The following is a 15,098-nucleotide window of genomic DNA, read 5'->3' on the forward strand; positions in this document are numbered from 1 at the left end:
GGATGCTGCAGCTCACCGGCGTGGTGGAGGAGCGTGCGATGCGCGCGCAGTACCTCGACCGGATGGATATCGAACGCGAGCGTGGCATCACCATCAAGGCGCAGAACGTTCGGCTGCCGTGGAAGGTCGGTGACGAGGACTACGTCATCCACCTGATCGACACCCCCGGACACGTCGACTTCACCTACGAGGTGAGCCGTGCGTTGGAGGCGTGCGAGGGGGCTGTGCTGCTCGTCGACGCCGCTCAGGGTATCGAGGCGCAGACGCTGGCCAACCTGTACCTGGCGATGGACAACGACCTCACCATTATTCCGGTGCTCAACAAGATCGACCTGCCCGCCGCCGACCCGGACCGGTATGCCGGTGAGATCGCGCACATCATCGGGTGCGAACCCGGCGAGGTGCTGCGGGTGTCGGGGAAGACCGGTGTGGGCGTGGCCGAGTTGCTCGATGAGGTGATCCGGTTGGTGCCGGCCCCTGAGGGTGACCCGGACGCGCCGGCGCGGGCGATGATCTTCGATTCGGTTTACGACACCTACCGCGGTGTGGTCACATACGTGCGCGTGGTCGACGGCAAGATCGTGCCGCGCGAGAAGATCGCCATGATGTCGACCGGGGCCACCCACGAACTCCTCGAGGTGGGCATCGTCTCGCCCGAACCCAAATCGTCGCGCGGACTGGGCGTGGGTGAGGTGGGCTACCTCATCACCGGTGTGAAGGACGTGCGGCAGTCGAAGGTCGGCGACACTGTCACCACCGCCCGGCACGGTGCCACCGAGGCACTCACCGGATACCGCGAACCGCGGCCGATGGTGTATTCGGGCCTGTATCCGGTCGACGGATCGGACTACCCGGTGCTGCGCGAGGCGCTGGACAAACTGCAACTCAACGACGCCGCGCTCACGTACGAGCCGGAGACGTCGGTGGCGCTCGGTTTCGGCTTCCGGTGCGGCTTCCTGGGACTGCTGCACATGGAGATCACGCGTGAGCGCCTCGAACGCGAATTCGGCCTGGATCTGATCTCCACAGCGCCCAACGTGGTGTACCGGGTGATCATGGACGACGGCGCTGAACATATCGTCACCAACCCGTCGGACTGGCCGGAAGGTAAGTCGCGCACCATCTTCGAGCCCATCGTGAAGATGACGGTGATTGCGCCGAGCGAGTTCATCGGCGCCATCATGGAACTGTGCCAGTCCCGGCGCGGCGACCTCGGCGGCATGGACTATCTGTCGGAGACCCGCGTGGAGATGCGGTACACGATGCCGCTGGCGGAGATCATCTTCGACTTCTTCGACGCACTCAAATCCCGCACCCGCGGCTACGCCAGCCTCGACTACGAGGAGGCCGGCGAGCAGGAAGCCGACTTGGTGAAGGTCGATATCCTGCTGCAGGGTGAGGCGGTGGACGCGTTCAGCGCCATCGTGCACAAGGACGCGGCCTACACGTACGGCAACAAGATGGCCCTCAAACTCAAGGAACTCATCCCGCGCCAGCAGTTCGAGGTGCCGATCCAGGCGGCGATCGGCTCGAAGATCATTGCGCGCGAGAATATCCGGGCTATCCGAAAGGATGTTCTCGCCAAGTGCTACGGCGGTGACATCTCCCGTAAACGCAAACTGCTTGAGAAGCAGAAAGAGGGCAAGAAGCGGATGAAGACGATCGGTCGCGTCGATGTGCCGCAGGAAGCATTCGTCGCGGCGCTCTCGACCGATCAGTCCGGCGACAAGCCGAAGGGCAAGTGAGATGAATCCCGTTCTCGCGCAGTCGGAACTGCCGCACGGTCTGCCGGATTTCGCGTCGATCTCCGACGATGATTTCCTGCCCGCATTCACTGAGGCGATGGCGACACACCTCGCAGAGGTGGAACAGATCGCGGCCGATCCCGGACCCGCGACATTCGCCAACACCGCCGAGGCGCTGGAGTTGTGCGGCCGGGACCTGGCACGGGTGAGCGGTGTCTTCTTCAACCTCGTCGGCCCGGACACCAATCCGAAACGCAACGAGATCGCCCAGCACCTGTCGACGGCGCTCACCGATCACTTCAACACCATCGCGATGAATCCCGAACTGTTCGCACGTATTTCGTCGCTGCACGAGCGGGCCGATGAACTCGGGCTGTCCGAGCCGCAGCGCCGGTTGCTCGACAAGCAGTACCGCAGCTCGGTGCGGTCGGGGGCCGGACTCGCGCCGGACGGACAGGCACAGATACGGGAGATCTCCTCGCGGCTGGCATACCTGACCACCACGTTCTCGCAGCTTCTCCTCGACGACACCAACGACTCCGCCGTGCTTGTCGACGACGTCGCCGAAGTCGACGGGTTGTCGGCCGCCGAGATCGCCGCCGCCGCCCGGGCCGCCACTGAAGCCGGACATGACGGCAAACATCTTCTGGCGCTGCAACTTCCGACGAGCCAGTCGGTGCTCGCCTCCCTGGCCGATCCCGCACTGCGGCAACGGATTCTCGATGCGTCGGTACGACGATGCCTGCGCGGTAATGATTTCGACACCCGCGACATCGTGTTGGAGATCGTGCGGCTGCGGGCCCGCCGAGCTGAACTGCTCGGCTACCGGACACACGCCGACTACGTGATCGCCGAGGAAACCGCACCCGGCCCCGACGCCGTCGACAAGCTGCTCACCGAGCTGGCCGCGTCGGCGATGCGGGCGGGTTCTTCTGAGCTCGCGCGGCTCAGCGAACTCGCGGGCGGTGCGCTCGGTCCCGCGGATGTCACCTACTGGCTTGCGCAGGAGCGCAAGGCCAATGCCTCGGTCGACCTGAGCGCGTTCACCGACTACTGCGAACTCGACCGGGTACTCAACGACGGTGTGTTCTACGCCGCGGGTGTGCTGTACGGGCTGCGGTTCTCCCCACGCCCCGACCTACACGGCTACCACCCCGACGTGCGGGCGTGGGAGGTCCATGACGATGCCGGCACCAGCGTCGGGCTGTATCTCGGTGATTTCTATGCCCGGCCGTCCAAACGTGGTGGGGCGTGGATGAACAGCATCGTCGACCAGTCGGCCGCGCTGCGCAGCACACCGGTGATCGTCAACGTGCTGAATCTGACCAAACCCGACGCGGGTGAGCCGTGTCTGCTGTCAACCGACCAGTTGACGACGCTGTTCCACGAATTCGGGCACACGCTGCACGGGTTGCTGTCGTCGGTGGAGTATCCGTCGCAATCGGGTACCTCGGTGCCGCGTGACTTCGTCGAATTCCCGTCGCAGGTCAACGAGATGTGGGTGCTGCACTCCGACGTGCTTGCTCACTACGCCCGGCATCACGGTACCGGTGAACCGATTCCCGTCGAACTGGCGCAGGCCGCGCGTGAGGCGGCCAACACCGAAACCGCGCACGGCACTATCGAATATCTGGCGGCGGCAGTGCTGGATCTGGCGTGGCATCGGCTGAGCACCCAGGAGGCCGAAGCGGTCACCGATGTCGAGGCGTTCGAGCGTGGTGCGCTGGTGAAGGCGGGGCTGGCGTCCGATCTCATTCCACCGCGGTATCGCACGGCGTACTTCAACCACATCTTCGGTGGGGGGTACTCGGCCGGGTACTACTCGTATATCTGGTCGGAGATCCTCGACGCCGAGACCGAGCAGTGGTTCCTCGCCGAGGGCGGGTTGTCGCGCGAGAACGGTCGGCGGTTCGTTGAGTCGACGCTCTCGCGTGGTGACAGTGTGGATCCGCTTGTCGCGCACCGGGAACTGATCGGGCGTACGCCGAGTGTCGATCCGTTGCTGCGGCGGCGGGGGCTGGCGGTGGTGTGAACCGCTGGGTGCGGGTTTGAGGTGGGTGCGTCAGGATTCGAAAGGTCACCTGACCCTTCGTGACCCTCGCTCCTCCGTCGCTTCGGCCTCAGGGATCAAGAAGGTGTCCGCTCGTTCGTTGCTTCGGTCTCTGGGATCAAGAAGGTGTCCGCTCGTTCGTTGCTTCGGCTTTAGGGATCGAGGAGGTGTCTGTTCGTTCGTTGCTTCGGCTTCAGGGATCAAGAAGGTGTCCGCTTCTCACTGCTTTGGTCTCGGGGATCAAGATGGTGGGTGGACGTAGGATTGCGATCAGGATGAATGAAAGTTCCGCACGGATGCGGACCGGCGAGGTGAGATGGCAGTGACGGCGTTCCTGGATTGGTGGGACGGTGTCGAGGAGTGGCTGACCGGACTGTCGTTCGTGCCGCAACTGCTGGTGACCCTCGTCGTGGTGGTGCCGTTGGCCGTCGGGGCCGCGGTGGTGCTGAATCTGCTGGTAGAGGCGATGACCGGTCTTGTCGACCGGCGGCGGTTTCTCGACGACGATGGGACTGGGCTGTAGCTGATGATTCGTTCGCGTGTGACGATGGCGCTGCTCGCGCTCATTATTCTGGTGATCATCGCGTGGCTGATCACCCGCTGAAACCCCAGGTCAGCAGGGTTCGGATCAGCGTGATTGCAAGGCGCCTCCCGACGCTCTGACATTGCTAGCTTGTATCGGCATCAGTCTTCATGGCTCCCGACGGGGGAGTCGACCATGCCGGTGAGGAGAGCAATGAACAGAAGGGCCAGATCATGGCGTGCCATGGCGACCGGACTGGTCGCGCTCTGCGCGGCCGGCACCGTGACCGCCTGCGGCGGCGGATCGACCGACGAACCCGGTGGTGAGGACATCTCCAGCGGCAGCCAGCACATCAACCTTGTTGCGTACGCCGTCCCCAAGGCCGGATTCGACCTGATCATCCCGGCCTTCAGGGAAACCGATGAGGGGCGCGACGTGGGATTCTCCCAGTCCTACGGGGCGTCGGGCGACCAGTCCCGCAAGGTTGCGCGCCGGGTTCCCGCGGACGTCGTCAACTTCTCCGTCGACCCCGACATCACCCGCCTCGTCAAAGAGGGCGTCGTCGACAAGGACTGGCAGGACCAGGCGCCCAACAAGTCGACGCCGTTCGGTTCGGTGGTCGCGCTGGTGGTACGCAAGGGCAACCCCAAGAACATCAAGGACTGGGACGATCTGCTCAAGCCCGGTGTTCAGGTGGTCACCCCCAACCCGGGCAGCTCGGGTTCGGCGAAGTGGAACCTGCTCGCCCCGTTCTCGGCGAAGAGCAACGGTGGCCGAGACGTGCAGGCCGGCCTCGACTACGTGAGCGAGCTGATCCGCAATCACGTGACCGTCGTGCCCAAATCGGGCCGCGAAGCGACCACCGCATTCGAGCAGGGCCAGGGCGACGTGCTGATCAGCTACGAGAACGAAGCGATCATGCTCGAACGGCAGAACGCGACGTCATCGAAGAATCAGCAGGTCGACTACGTGCTGCCGCCGCAGACCTTCAAGATCGAGAACCCGGCGGCCGTCGTGAACACCTCGGACCATAAGACCGCGGCCAAGGCATTCGTCGACTTCCTGTTCACCCCCGAGGCACAGCGGCTCTGGGCCAAGCAGGGGTTCCGGCCGGTGGTACCCGAGGTCATCGCAGAGACGGCCGACCAGTTCCCCGGCCATATCGAGAAGCTGTGGACCATCGACGAGATCGGCAAGGTGCTCGGTGAAGGCACCGCGGCCAAGAACGACGGCAAGGACCTGACCGGCTGGAAAGCGGTCGACGGCGCGCTCTTCGGCTCCAAGGGCGCCATCACCAAGATCTACAACTCCGGAGGGCGACAGTGAGCATCGCAACCGAACACACACCCACGGGCGCGGGCGCACCCGGGGGATTCCTCGGCCGGTCGCGCACCTTCAGCGGTGTGTCACCCGCCCAGATCGGTGTCGCCTGGCTGTGGCTCAGCGTCATCGTGCTGCTGCCGCTCGCCGCGATCACCGTGCAGTCGTTCGACAACGGCTGGAGCGGCTTCTGGGACGCCATCACCGACGACGCCGCGATCGACGCACTGACGATCACCGTATGGGTCTCGCTCGTCGTCGCCCTGATCAACGTCGTCTTCGGCACGCTCATCGCCTGGGTGCTGGTGCGTGACGAGTTCCCCGGCAAGGCATTCGTCAACGCGATCATCGACCTGCCGTTCGCGCTGCCGACAATCGTCGCGAGCCTCGTGTTGCTGTCGCTGTACGGACCCAACAGCCCGATCGACATCCAGCTCAACGCCACCCAGCCCGCGCTGGTCATCGCGCTGACCTTCGTCACGCTGCCGTTCGTGGTGCGGCAGGTGCAGCCGGTGCTACTCGAACTCGACAGAGACGTCGAGGAGGCCGCGGCGGTGCTCGGCGCCAGCAATGTCACCACCTTCACCAAGATCGTGCTGCCCGCGTTGCTGCCGTCGATCCTCACCGGTGCGGGCCTCGCCTTCACCCGGGCGATCGGCGAATTCGGGTCGGTGGTGCTGATCGGTGGCAACATCCCCGGCGAAACGCAGGTGGCATCCCAGTACATCCAGCAGCAGATCGAGGTCGACGAACCGGTCAACGCCGCCGCCATCTCGGTGGTCCTGCTGGTCATCGCGTTCATCGCACTGCTCATCCTGCGGATCGTCGGCAGGCGGCAGTCCGTCCGAGAGGAGAAGGACCAGTGAAAATCGCTCCCTGGGTCCGCTTGAGTTTGCGGACCGTCGCCCTCGTCTACCTGTTCATCCTGCTCGTGGTACCGGTGTCGCTGATCTTCTGGCGCTCCTTCGAACACGGCTTCGGCCAGTTCTGGGACTGGATCACCACCCCCGCCGCCATCTCGGCGCTGCAACTGAGTCTGATCATCGTCGCGATCGTGGTGCCGCTGAACGTGGTCTTCGGCATCGCCACCGCGCTGGCCCTCGTCCGTGGCAAGTTCCCCGGCAAGGGTTTCCTGCAGGCTGTGGTCGACCTGCCGTTCGCGGTCTCGCCCGTGGTGGTCGGCGTAGCGCTGATCCTGCTGTGGGGACACGGCGGCTGGTTCGGTGGTATCGAAAGCCTCGGCTTCCGCATCATATTCGGCTTCCCCGGACTGGTGCTGGCCACCATCTTCGTGACGCTTCCGTTCGTCGTCCGCGAGGTGGAGCCGGTGCTGCGCGAGATCGGTACCGAACAGGAACAGGCCGCCGCCACCCTCGGCGCCAACGCCTGGCAGACGTTCTCGCGCATCACCCTGCCGGCGATCCGCTGGGGCCTGACCTACGGCGTGGTGCTCACCATCGCGCGTTCGCTCGGTGAATACGGCGCTGTAACCATGGTCTCGTCCAACTTCCCGGGCGTCTCGCAGACGCTGACGCTGTTGGTGCACTCGCGGTACACCGACGACTACAACGAATTCGGCGCATACGCCGCGGCGACACTGCTGATGTTCGTGGCCATTCTGGTGCTGGTCGCGATGACCTTCATCGAACACCGCGCCAAGGGCCGCATCGCGGAGGCGAGCCAGTCCTACACCGCCAAACCCGGTACCGCCGGGTCGGCGGACCCGACAGAATCCGCCGCATCGGGCGGCAACAATTCCTCCGCCGGCACAGCGGTTCTCGCAGGGGCCGCCGGCTCCAAGGAAGGTGTGTGACATGTCCATCCAGGTGATCGGCGCCAACAAGCGCTACGGAGATTTCGCCGCACTCGACGATGTGTCGATCGAGATCCCCGACGGCTCGCTGACCTCGCTGCTCGGACCGTCGGGCTCCGGCAAGTCGACGCTGCTGCGGGCCATCGCGGGCCTCGACTCCCTCGACTCGGGCACCGTGGTGATCAAGGGCAACGACGTGTCCACCGCGTCGCCGCAGAAACGCGACATCGGTTTCGTGTTCCAGCACTACGCCGCGTTCAAACACCTCACCGTCCGTGACAATGTGGCGTTCGGGCTCAAGATCCGCAAGCGCCCCAAGAACGAGGTCGACGCCAAGGTCGACGAGCTACTCGAGATCGTCGGGCTCGCCGGTTTCCAGAAGCGTTACCCGGCACAGCTTTCCGGTGGTCAGCGCCAGCGTATGGCGCTGGCCCGGGCACTGGCGGTCGATCCGCAGGTGCTGCTGCTCGACGAACCGTTCGGCGCGCTCGACGCCAAGGTCCGCGACGACCTGCGAAAGTGGTTGCGCCGCTTGCACGAAGAGGTGGGCGTGACCACCGTGCTGGTGACCCATGACCAGCAGGAGGCACTCGACGTGTCCGACCGGATCGCGGTGCTCAACAAGGGCCGCATCGAGCAGGTCGGTTCACCCGACGACCTGTACGATCGCCCGGCGAACGAGTTCGTCGCATCGTTTCTGGGGCAGACCGTCCGGCTCAATGGAGAGTTGGTGCGCCCGCACGACATCCGCATCGGACGCAACCCCGAACTGGCGCTCCCGGCCGCCGACGCCGCGCTCGACACCGGCATCATCAAGGCCACCGTCGACCGTGTGGTGCACCTCGGTTTCGAGACCCGCGTCGAACTGACGTCACTCGCCTCAGGTGAGGAGTTCGCCGCACAGATCACCCGCGGTGACGCCAACGCGCTGAACCTTGTGACCGGAGAACAGATCTACGCCCGCGCGACGAAGGTTCCCGCGCTGACGGCGGTCTGATGGGTGAAGTCACGAGGGGGTTGCGTCAGACGTGTGTCTCGCTGGACCCCTCGTGACCCTCGCTCCTTCGTCGCATCGGCCTCGGGGATCAAGATGTGGTCCTCGATGTCGGCGGCCGCCGACCATTACGCCGACACGCCTTTGTCGCATCGGCCTCGGGGATCAAGATGCGGTCCCCTTGCTTCTTCGAGGCTTCGTTGGGGGAGTCCATCTTGATCCCTGAGGAGCGGGTGCGCGAGCTTGCGAGCCGGCCGCGTCACGAAGGGTCCGGTGAGTCGACCGCATGACTCGAACCGGTGATCGCGGCGGCCACGTCGGCTGGGCGTTCCCAGTGCAACATGTGACCGGCGTCGGGGAAGTCGATGCGTTCGACATCCGGTGCCGCAGCCGCGATCACGTCGGCGATCAGGCACATGTCGTCGGCGTCGCGGGCGCCGCTGAGCAGGGTCGTCGGGGTGCTGAGTGCATGCAGTCGTTCGGCGTCGGGGAGTTCGCGACGCTGGTCGTCGCCGAGCCATTGACGGCCGGCGAAGCGGTTCAACGCCATTCGCAAGTCACCGGCGACCGGGGTTTCGCGGACCGCATCGAACATGGGGTGCGTCCACCAGAGGTCGCGGGCGCCGTCGATGTCACCCGCCTGTACGAGTGTGGCGACGTCCTTCCAACGCGCTCGCCAGTCGCGGGACCACCGCCAGGCGGTCAGTGCCGGACTGATCAGCACCAGTCCCGACACCCGGTCGGGGTGGTTGAGTGCGGTGTTGACGACGATCGCGCCACCCATCGACACCCCCACCAGCACCGTCCGGTCGATGCCCTGGGCGTCGAGAACGGCGATCAGGTCGTCGGAATGGGAGAACTCCACGCCGTCCGGCCCTGTGGACTCCCCGAAGCCACGCAGGTCGTACCGCAGCAGCGGCAGATCGTCGGGCAGTGCCCGGACCAGCACATCCCAGTCGCTTCGATCGCCTGCCATACCGTGTACCAGCACCACGGCCGGTGACTCGGAACCTTCTCCCGCCAGCCGTGCGCCATCGACGTCGACGATGAATTGCCGCATGCACGTCAGAGTAGTGGTGTGGCCATCGACGCGGTGAATGCCGTCGCCTCACGGCACAAGAGCAGGCGCGGTTCCGTCCGGGAGCCGAAGAATGCTGAAGTGCCTGCGATCCAGAGTCGCGATCGTCCGGGTTTGATACGCATCCGCGAGAACGATGTTCGAGGCGTCGGTGATGCCGATCGGTATGTCGGCGTACTGCTTGACGATCGACGACGCGGTCGTGAACCGGGCGATGTCGAACGTCGCCAATTCCCAGGATCCCGAGGACAATTCATCGAGAACCAAAGCCTCGGCCCGTGATCCGTGCCTGGTCAACACGATGTAGTCGAGTTCGGCGACCACGAACGGCGATACCACGAGCGGCTCACTCGTGGATTCGACGGCCTCCGAGACTGCCTCATGGGTGGGTTCTGAGCTGTCGAAGAATGCCAGGAGAGCGCTGGTGTCGACGATCACTGACCGAAGCCGTCGGCGAGTAGATCATCGACCCGGTCCGCGACCGGATCGCCGCTCGCGAACAGACCACCGCGGGGGCGGCGACGAGTCTGATCGGCGAGGGAAGACCGCAGTGCCTGACGAATGACCTCGGCTTCGGACAGGGACTGACGACGCGCTTCGAGTTCGATGGCACGTTTGAGATCGTCGGGAAGATAGAGCGTCGTCTTAGCCATACCATACATGGTACCACCGGTGGTGCTGTGAGTGGGTGCAGGCGATTGCCGCAGGCAAGTCGACATAGTGGTCCACGTCGGCTGATGCGTCCCAGTAAATTGAACCGCGGGTTTCCGGCGTCTGGCGGTGACTTTCGGCGACAGTGATGGAGTGCGGAATGGCGATGGGGTTCCGTGTCGGCGTGCCCGGAATGCGGGTGCGGGTGTCGACACGGGGAGTGCGCGCTTCGGTGGGTCCGCGTGCCGCGCGGGTGCATTTCGGTAGCGGCCGCACCAGAGTCTCCACCGGGTTCGGGCCGTTCTACGCCTCGCAGTCGGTGGGCGGACGGTCCCGGGGGCGACGGAGTACCAGTACCCGGCGCACACACCGGCCCGGTGCGTCACCGGCGCAACTGGCGCGCGCGGCACGTGCTGCCGAGCGGGCAGCACAGCAGGCTGAGCGCGATGCTGCCATCGCGTCGCTCAACCAGTTGCACGCGTCGTCGACGACCGTTCATCTCGACGACTGGCCGCCCGCGGTCCGTCCGGAGATACCCTTGCCGCCCCCGCTGAATATCCACGCCGTGCAGGCGCAGATGACCGCGGAACTGTTGCGTGGGGTGGGCAGGTTCGCCCGATCGCAACGTGCCGCGGCACGGGAGCAGGCCGCGGCAGCGGCGAGTGCGTACTGCGTGGAGGAGACCGAACGGACGTCGCTGATCTATCAGTCACTGGTGGCCTCGGCCGGGGATTGGTGGGATGCCCTGTGCCGCAACGAGGAGACCACCGTCATCGAGGCTGTGAACACGGCGTTCGCGGACAATCCGGCCGCCGGATGCGCCGTCGGGGTGGACGGGGCGACGCTGTCGATCGTGATGAGACTCCAGGACATCGAATCGCTCCCTGACAAGATGCCGAGCACCACCGCGGCCGGCAATCCGACGCTCAAAGCCCTCACCAAACGCGACAGAACCGCTTGGTGGCAGCACATCCTCGCCGCCAACCTGGCAGCAACCTGCCGGGAGGCGTTCGCCGTCGCACCAGCGATCATGACCGCCAACGTCGTTGTCATCACGCGGTTTCCCGATCGCAGGCTCGGTGTGGTGGCGTACGGCTCCTGGGACCGCCGCATCGTAGAATCCACACCCTGGCGCACCGCTGATGACGCGTTCCGGATTTTCGACATCGGTGTGGACGTGCAGTCCAGTATCCGGCTGACGGTCTCCGGTAATGTCTCGTCGACGCTGAAACCGCTGAATACCAATGGCATTCCGGGACTGACCGAACTGATCGCCGGTGCCGACGACGAAGGATTGGGCGGCGCGGACGCTTCCGGGCTCGCCGGACTCGACATCGCCGTCAGCGAGGCAGCGAACCCCGAAACCCCTTTCGGCGAGGACCTCCCGGATCCATATCTGCTCACACCGTGCACGGACTGGCTGGCCGCGAGATCCGGTGCAGCACCGGCACCGTCGCCTGCTCCGGATGGCGACAATCCGCCTGCGGAACCGGAATGCGTCACCATGACGGCCGGTCAAAGCAGCGTGCTCCCGGACTCGGCTGTCGAGTCGCTCGATACCTATTTCGAGTTCGCGGGCGCCGACGCCGATCTCAGTCTGCTGCTCGTCGACCGCACCGGGCAGGTCCGCGGGGATGCCGACTTCGTCTTCTACAACCAGCCCGCGACACCGGACGGTGCCGTCCGGATCAACGGAAAGTACGCCACCGCAACAGGAATGGGGGAATCGGGGACGATCCACCTGGCCGCGGTGCCCGCCGCGGTGGCCCGGGTCCTGGTGGTGGCGACGATGGACACCGAGGCCGGTCACGGATTCGGCGCATTGACCGATCACGGCGCGGGCATCGTCAGTTTCGGTATCCGCTGGACGTTCCGGCCCGTGCTGGAACCGGTCATCCGGGCCGCAATCCTGTTCGAGATCTATCGGCACACACCCGGAGGTGGGCGCGAACAGTGGAAGGTCCGCGCGATCGGCCAGGGCTGGAGCGACGGATTGGCAGGACTTGCCCGCGACCACGGCGTCGACGTCGACGACTAGGGCGCCACCGTGCCGGTTCAGGAGTACCTGAACCCTCCCGAGAGTATTTCGTCATCGCGGGTGCCGCCGCCGATGGCGTCGGCATACAGCTCGACGACGGTGTCGACCACGTCGGGGTGTGCGCCGAGGGGACCGGCGACGAGGGCGTCGGGGCACAGGCGATCTAGTGCGGTTTCGACGCGTTCGGTGAGCAGACCGGCGGACAGGAAGTACGGGCTGAGCACGATTCGTTCGGCGCCGGCCGCCTTCAGCCTCCGAACCGAACTCCTGAGGGCGTTGTCGCGGGAGCCGAGTTTGGTGGCGAACACGACGTCGACGGGCCGGTGCAGGAGCGTCGAGAGTTCGATGGAGCGACGGCGGGCGTGGCGGTCGGCACTCGCGTCGGACGAGCCGACGGCGCAGAGAAGTACGCCGTCATCCTCGCGCAGGCCCGCTTCGGCCAGGCGATCAGCGAGGGCGCCGGTCAGCGAATGCGAACCGATCACCGGGGTCTGGACCACGCGCTGCCCCGGGCGGGCATTGTCGACGACGATCGCCGGCAGATCGATCTTGGAATGGAATCCCTCGGCGAAAAGCAGCGGGACCACCACACAATCGCCGGACCGGGCGATCACCGTGCCGATGGCCGGATCGTTGAGATCCAGGTACGACAGTTCGACGTCGATACCGGGCATCGCCGCGGCGACCGCCGACCGTACTCGCCGCGCGGTGGCCGCGAACCGGGGATCACGGCTGCCGTGCGCGACGAGCACCAGTTTGGGAGAATGCACAGCAGGTCAGACGAGTTCGGCTTCTTGCAGGTGCAGCGGCGACAGTGCGTCGCCCACCAGACCCGCGGCCAGGGTGTTGCCGCCCTGCGGGTCGATCAGCAAGAAGCTGCCCGACTCCCGGTTCACCTGATAGTCGTCGGCGACGATCGGCTCGGCGGTCTGCACCGAGATCCGGCCGATCTGGTTGAGCTCCACCGTGTTCGGAGCGTCGACCAGCGTCAGGTTCTGCTCGTCGAACAGCGCGTCGAGCCCGCCGACGATCGCCTGCGTGGTGCGGGTGCCGTGCTTGAGCAGCAGTCGGGCGCCGGGACGCAGTGGCTTCTCGGCGAGCCAGCACACGGTGGCGGTGAACTGCTGAATCGGTTCCGGCGCGTCGGCAGCGGAGGCGATCACGTCACCGCGGGAGGCGTCCACGTCGTCGGCGAGGAGCAGGGTGACGCTGCGGCCGGTGTGCGCGGTGGCCAATTGGCCGTCGGGCGTGTCGATCTGACTGATCGTGGTGCGGGTGCCCGACGGCAGGATGACCACCTCGTCGCCCACCGACACCCGGCCTGCCGCGATCTGCCCGGCATAGCCGCGGTAGTCGGGGTATTCGGCGGTGCGGGGACGGATGACGTACTGCACCGGGAACCGCAGACCCACCTGACGGCGGTCGGTGACATTCGGCACGGTCTCCAGATGCTCGATGAGCGTCGGGCCGTCGTAGTACGGGGTGCGGTCGGACTTGATGGCCACATTGTCGCCGTGCAGCGCCGACACCGGGATCTCGATGACCTGATCGTCGGCCCAGCCGAGCGAGCGGGTCAGCTCACCGAACTCCTGCGAGATCTGTGCGAACACCTCGGCGGGATTGTCGACGAGGTCGATCTTGTTGACGGCCAGAACCAGTTGCGGCACACCGAGAAGCGCCATCACCGCGGCATGCCGGCGGGTCTGCGAGACGACTCCGTTGCGGGCGTCCACCAGCAGGATGACCAGCTGCGCGGTCGACGCGCCGGACACGGTGTTGCGGGTGTACTGCACATGCCCGGGGGTGTCGGCGAGGACGAACGAGCGCTGTGGGGTGGCGAAGTAGCGGTAGGCCACGTCGATGGTGATGCCCTGCTCACGTTCGGCGCGCAGACCGTCCACCAGCAGCGACAGGTCGGGACCGTCGAGGCCGCGGTCCACCGAGGCGCGCACGACGGCGTCGATCTGGTCTGCCAGAACGGATTTGGTGTCGTAGAGCAGCCGGCCCACAAGGGTGGACTTGCCGTCGTCGACGCTGCCCGCCGTGGCGATACGCAGCAGGTCGGGATGGTGTTTCATCAGAAGTATCCTTCGCGTTTGCGGTCTTCCATGGCGGCCTCGGACACGCGGTCGTCGCCGCGGGTGGCGCCGCGTTCGGTGAGTCGGGACGCGGCCACCTCGTCGAGGACGGCCTCGTTGGTGTCGGCGTCGGAAAGGATTGCGCCGGTGGTGGATCCGTCGCCGACGGTGCGGTAGCGCACCTTGCGGGTCTCGACGGTCTCGCCCTCGCGGGGGCCTCCCCACGAACCGGAGGTCATCCACATGCCGTCGCGCTCGTACACCTCACGCTCGTGCGCGTAGTACAGCGGTGCGAGCAGCACCTGCTCGCGGGCGATGTACCGCCAGATGTCGAGTTCGGTCCAGTTGCTCAGCGGGAACACACGCACGTGTTCGCCCGGTGCGTGCCGGCCGTTGTACAGGTTCCACAGTTCCGGACGCTGACGCTTGGGATCCCACTGGCCGAAGGCGTTGCGCAGGGAGAAGATCCGCTCCTTGGCGCGCGAACGCTCCTCGTCGCGGCGACCGCCGCCGAACACCGCGTCGAACCGGTTCTCGGTGATCGCGTCGAGCAGTGGGATGGTCTGCAGCGGATTGCGGATGCCGTCGGGGCGCTCCGTCAGCCGGCCGTCGGCCAGGTATTCCTCCACCGACGCCACGTGCAGCCGCAGATTGTGCCGCTCGACGATCTCGTCGCGGAACTCGATGATCTCCGGCAGGTTGTGGCCGGTGTCCACGTGCAGCAGCGCGAACGGCAGCGGTGCGGGCCAGAAAGCCTTGAGCGCCAGGTGCAGCAGGACGGTGGAGTCCTTGCCGCCGGAGAACAGGA

14 protein-coding genes are annotated in these 15,098 nt (G+C 65.8%); 8 read left to right on the top strand and 6 right to left on the bottom strand.

Annotated elements, in window-relative coordinates:
* The 7 genes from lepA to Q0627_RS14355 form a co-directional block, all read left to right on the top strand.
* A partial coding sequence (gene lepA / locus Q0627_RS14325) for a translation elongation factor 4 (RefSeq protein ID WP_298810885.1) occupies positions 1-1,745 on the top strand: 1,745 nt, incomplete at its 5' end.
* Position 1,746: 1 nt separating this feature from the next.
* Positions 1,747-3,777: a M3 family metallopeptidase gene (locus tag Q0627_RS14330; protein WP_291015561.1), complete on the top strand. Its 2,031-nt coding sequence runs from the start codon at positions 1,747-1,749 to the stop codon at positions 3,775-3,777.
* A gap of 340 nt (positions 3,778-4,117) precedes the next feature.
* Positions 4,118-4,318: a hypothetical protein gene (locus Q0627_RS14335; RefSeq protein WP_291015582.1), complete on the top strand. Its 201-nt coding sequence runs from the start codon at positions 4,118-4,120 to the stop codon at positions 4,316-4,318.
* A gap of 243 nt (positions 4,319-4,561) precedes the next feature.
* Positions 4,562-5,644, top strand: a complete 1,083-nt coding sequence (locus tag Q0627_RS14340) for a sulfate ABC transporter substrate-binding protein (protein WP_298810888.1) — start codon at positions 4,562-4,564, stop codon at positions 5,642-5,644.
* Positions 5,641-6,504 carry a sulfate ABC transporter permease subunit CysT gene (gene cysT / locus Q0627_RS14345; protein ID WP_291015564.1) on the top strand — a complete coding sequence of 288 codons (864 nt, stop codon included), beginning with the start codon at positions 5,641-5,643 and terminating at the stop codon, positions 6,502-6,504. Before Q0627_RS14340 ends, cysT begins: the two co-directional genes overlap by 4 nt.
* Positions 6,501-7,451: a sulfate ABC transporter permease subunit CysW gene (gene cysW / locus Q0627_RS14350; RefSeq protein ID WP_291015565.1), complete on the top strand. Its 951-nt coding sequence runs from the start codon at positions 6,501-6,503 to the stop codon at positions 7,449-7,451. The genes cysT and cysW overlap by 4 nt, the downstream gene beginning before the upstream one ends.
* Position 7,452: 1 nt before the next feature.
* Positions 7,453-8,448: a sulfate/molybdate ABC transporter ATP-binding protein gene (locus tag Q0627_RS14355; RefSeq protein ID WP_291015566.1), complete on the top strand. Its 996-nt coding sequence runs from the start codon at positions 7,453-7,455 to the stop codon at positions 8,446-8,448.
* Between the two features lie 256 nt (positions 8,449-8,704).
* On the opposite strand, the gene Q0627_RS14360 is transcribed toward Q0627_RS14355, so the two are convergent.
* From Q0627_RS14360 to Q0627_RS14370, 3 genes are read right to left on the bottom strand one after another with little or no spacing between them, the layout of a single operon-like run.
* Complete coding sequence (locus Q0627_RS14360; protein ID WP_291015567.1) at positions 8,705-9,505, bottom strand: alpha/beta fold hydrolase; 801 nt, start codon at positions 9,503-9,505, stop codon at positions 8,705-8,707.
* Between the two features lie 48 nt (positions 9,506-9,553).
* The gene (locus Q0627_RS14365) at positions 9,554-9,961 is read right to left on the bottom strand and encodes a PIN domain-containing protein (protein ID WP_291015568.1); all 408 of its coding nucleotides are present in this window, start codon (positions 9,959-9,961) and stop codon (positions 9,554-9,556) included.
* The gene (locus Q0627_RS14370) at positions 9,958-10,176 is read right to left on the bottom strand and encodes a CopG family transcriptional regulator (protein WP_291015569.1); all 219 of its coding nucleotides are present in this window, start codon (positions 10,174-10,176) and stop codon (positions 9,958-9,960) included. Before Q0627_RS14370 ends, Q0627_RS14365 begins: the two co-directional genes overlap by 4 nt.
* A 158-nt stretch (positions 10,177-10,334) precedes the next feature.
* On the opposite strand from Q0627_RS14370, the gene Q0627_RS14375 reads away from it, so the two are divergent.
* Positions 10,335-12,212 (top strand): TerD family protein, encoded by a 1,878-nt coding sequence (locus tag Q0627_RS14375; protein ID WP_291015571.1) that lies wholly within the window; start codon positions 10,335-10,337, stop codon positions 12,210-12,212.
* A gap of 17 nt (positions 12,213-12,229) precedes the next feature.
* On the opposite strand, the gene Q0627_RS14380 is transcribed toward Q0627_RS14375, so the two are convergent.
* The 3 genes from Q0627_RS14380 to cysD all read right to left on the bottom strand — a co-directional run.
* Positions 12,230-12,982: a sirohydrochlorin chelatase gene (locus tag Q0627_RS14380; protein ID WP_291015573.1), complete on the bottom strand. Its 753-nt coding sequence runs from the start codon at positions 12,980-12,982 to the stop codon at positions 12,230-12,232.
* Positions 12,983-12,988: 6 nt separating this feature from the next.
* Positions 12,989-14,290 carry a sulfate adenylyltransferase subunit 1 gene (locus Q0627_RS14385; protein WP_291015574.1) on the bottom strand — a complete coding sequence of 434 codons (1,302 nt, stop codon included), beginning with the start codon at positions 14,288-14,290 and terminating at the stop codon, positions 12,989-12,991.
* Positions 14,290-15,098 (bottom strand): sulfate adenylyltransferase subunit CysD (gene cysD / locus Q0627_RS14390; RefSeq protein WP_298810897.1); only part of this gene is annotated, 809 nt, incomplete at its 5' end. The genes cysD and Q0627_RS14385, both read right to left, overlap by 1 nt.

Source organism: uncultured Gordonia sp., assembly GCF_937858515.1.
Lineage (GTDB): Bacteria > Actinomycetota > Actinomycetes > Mycobacteriales > Mycobacteriaceae > Gordonia.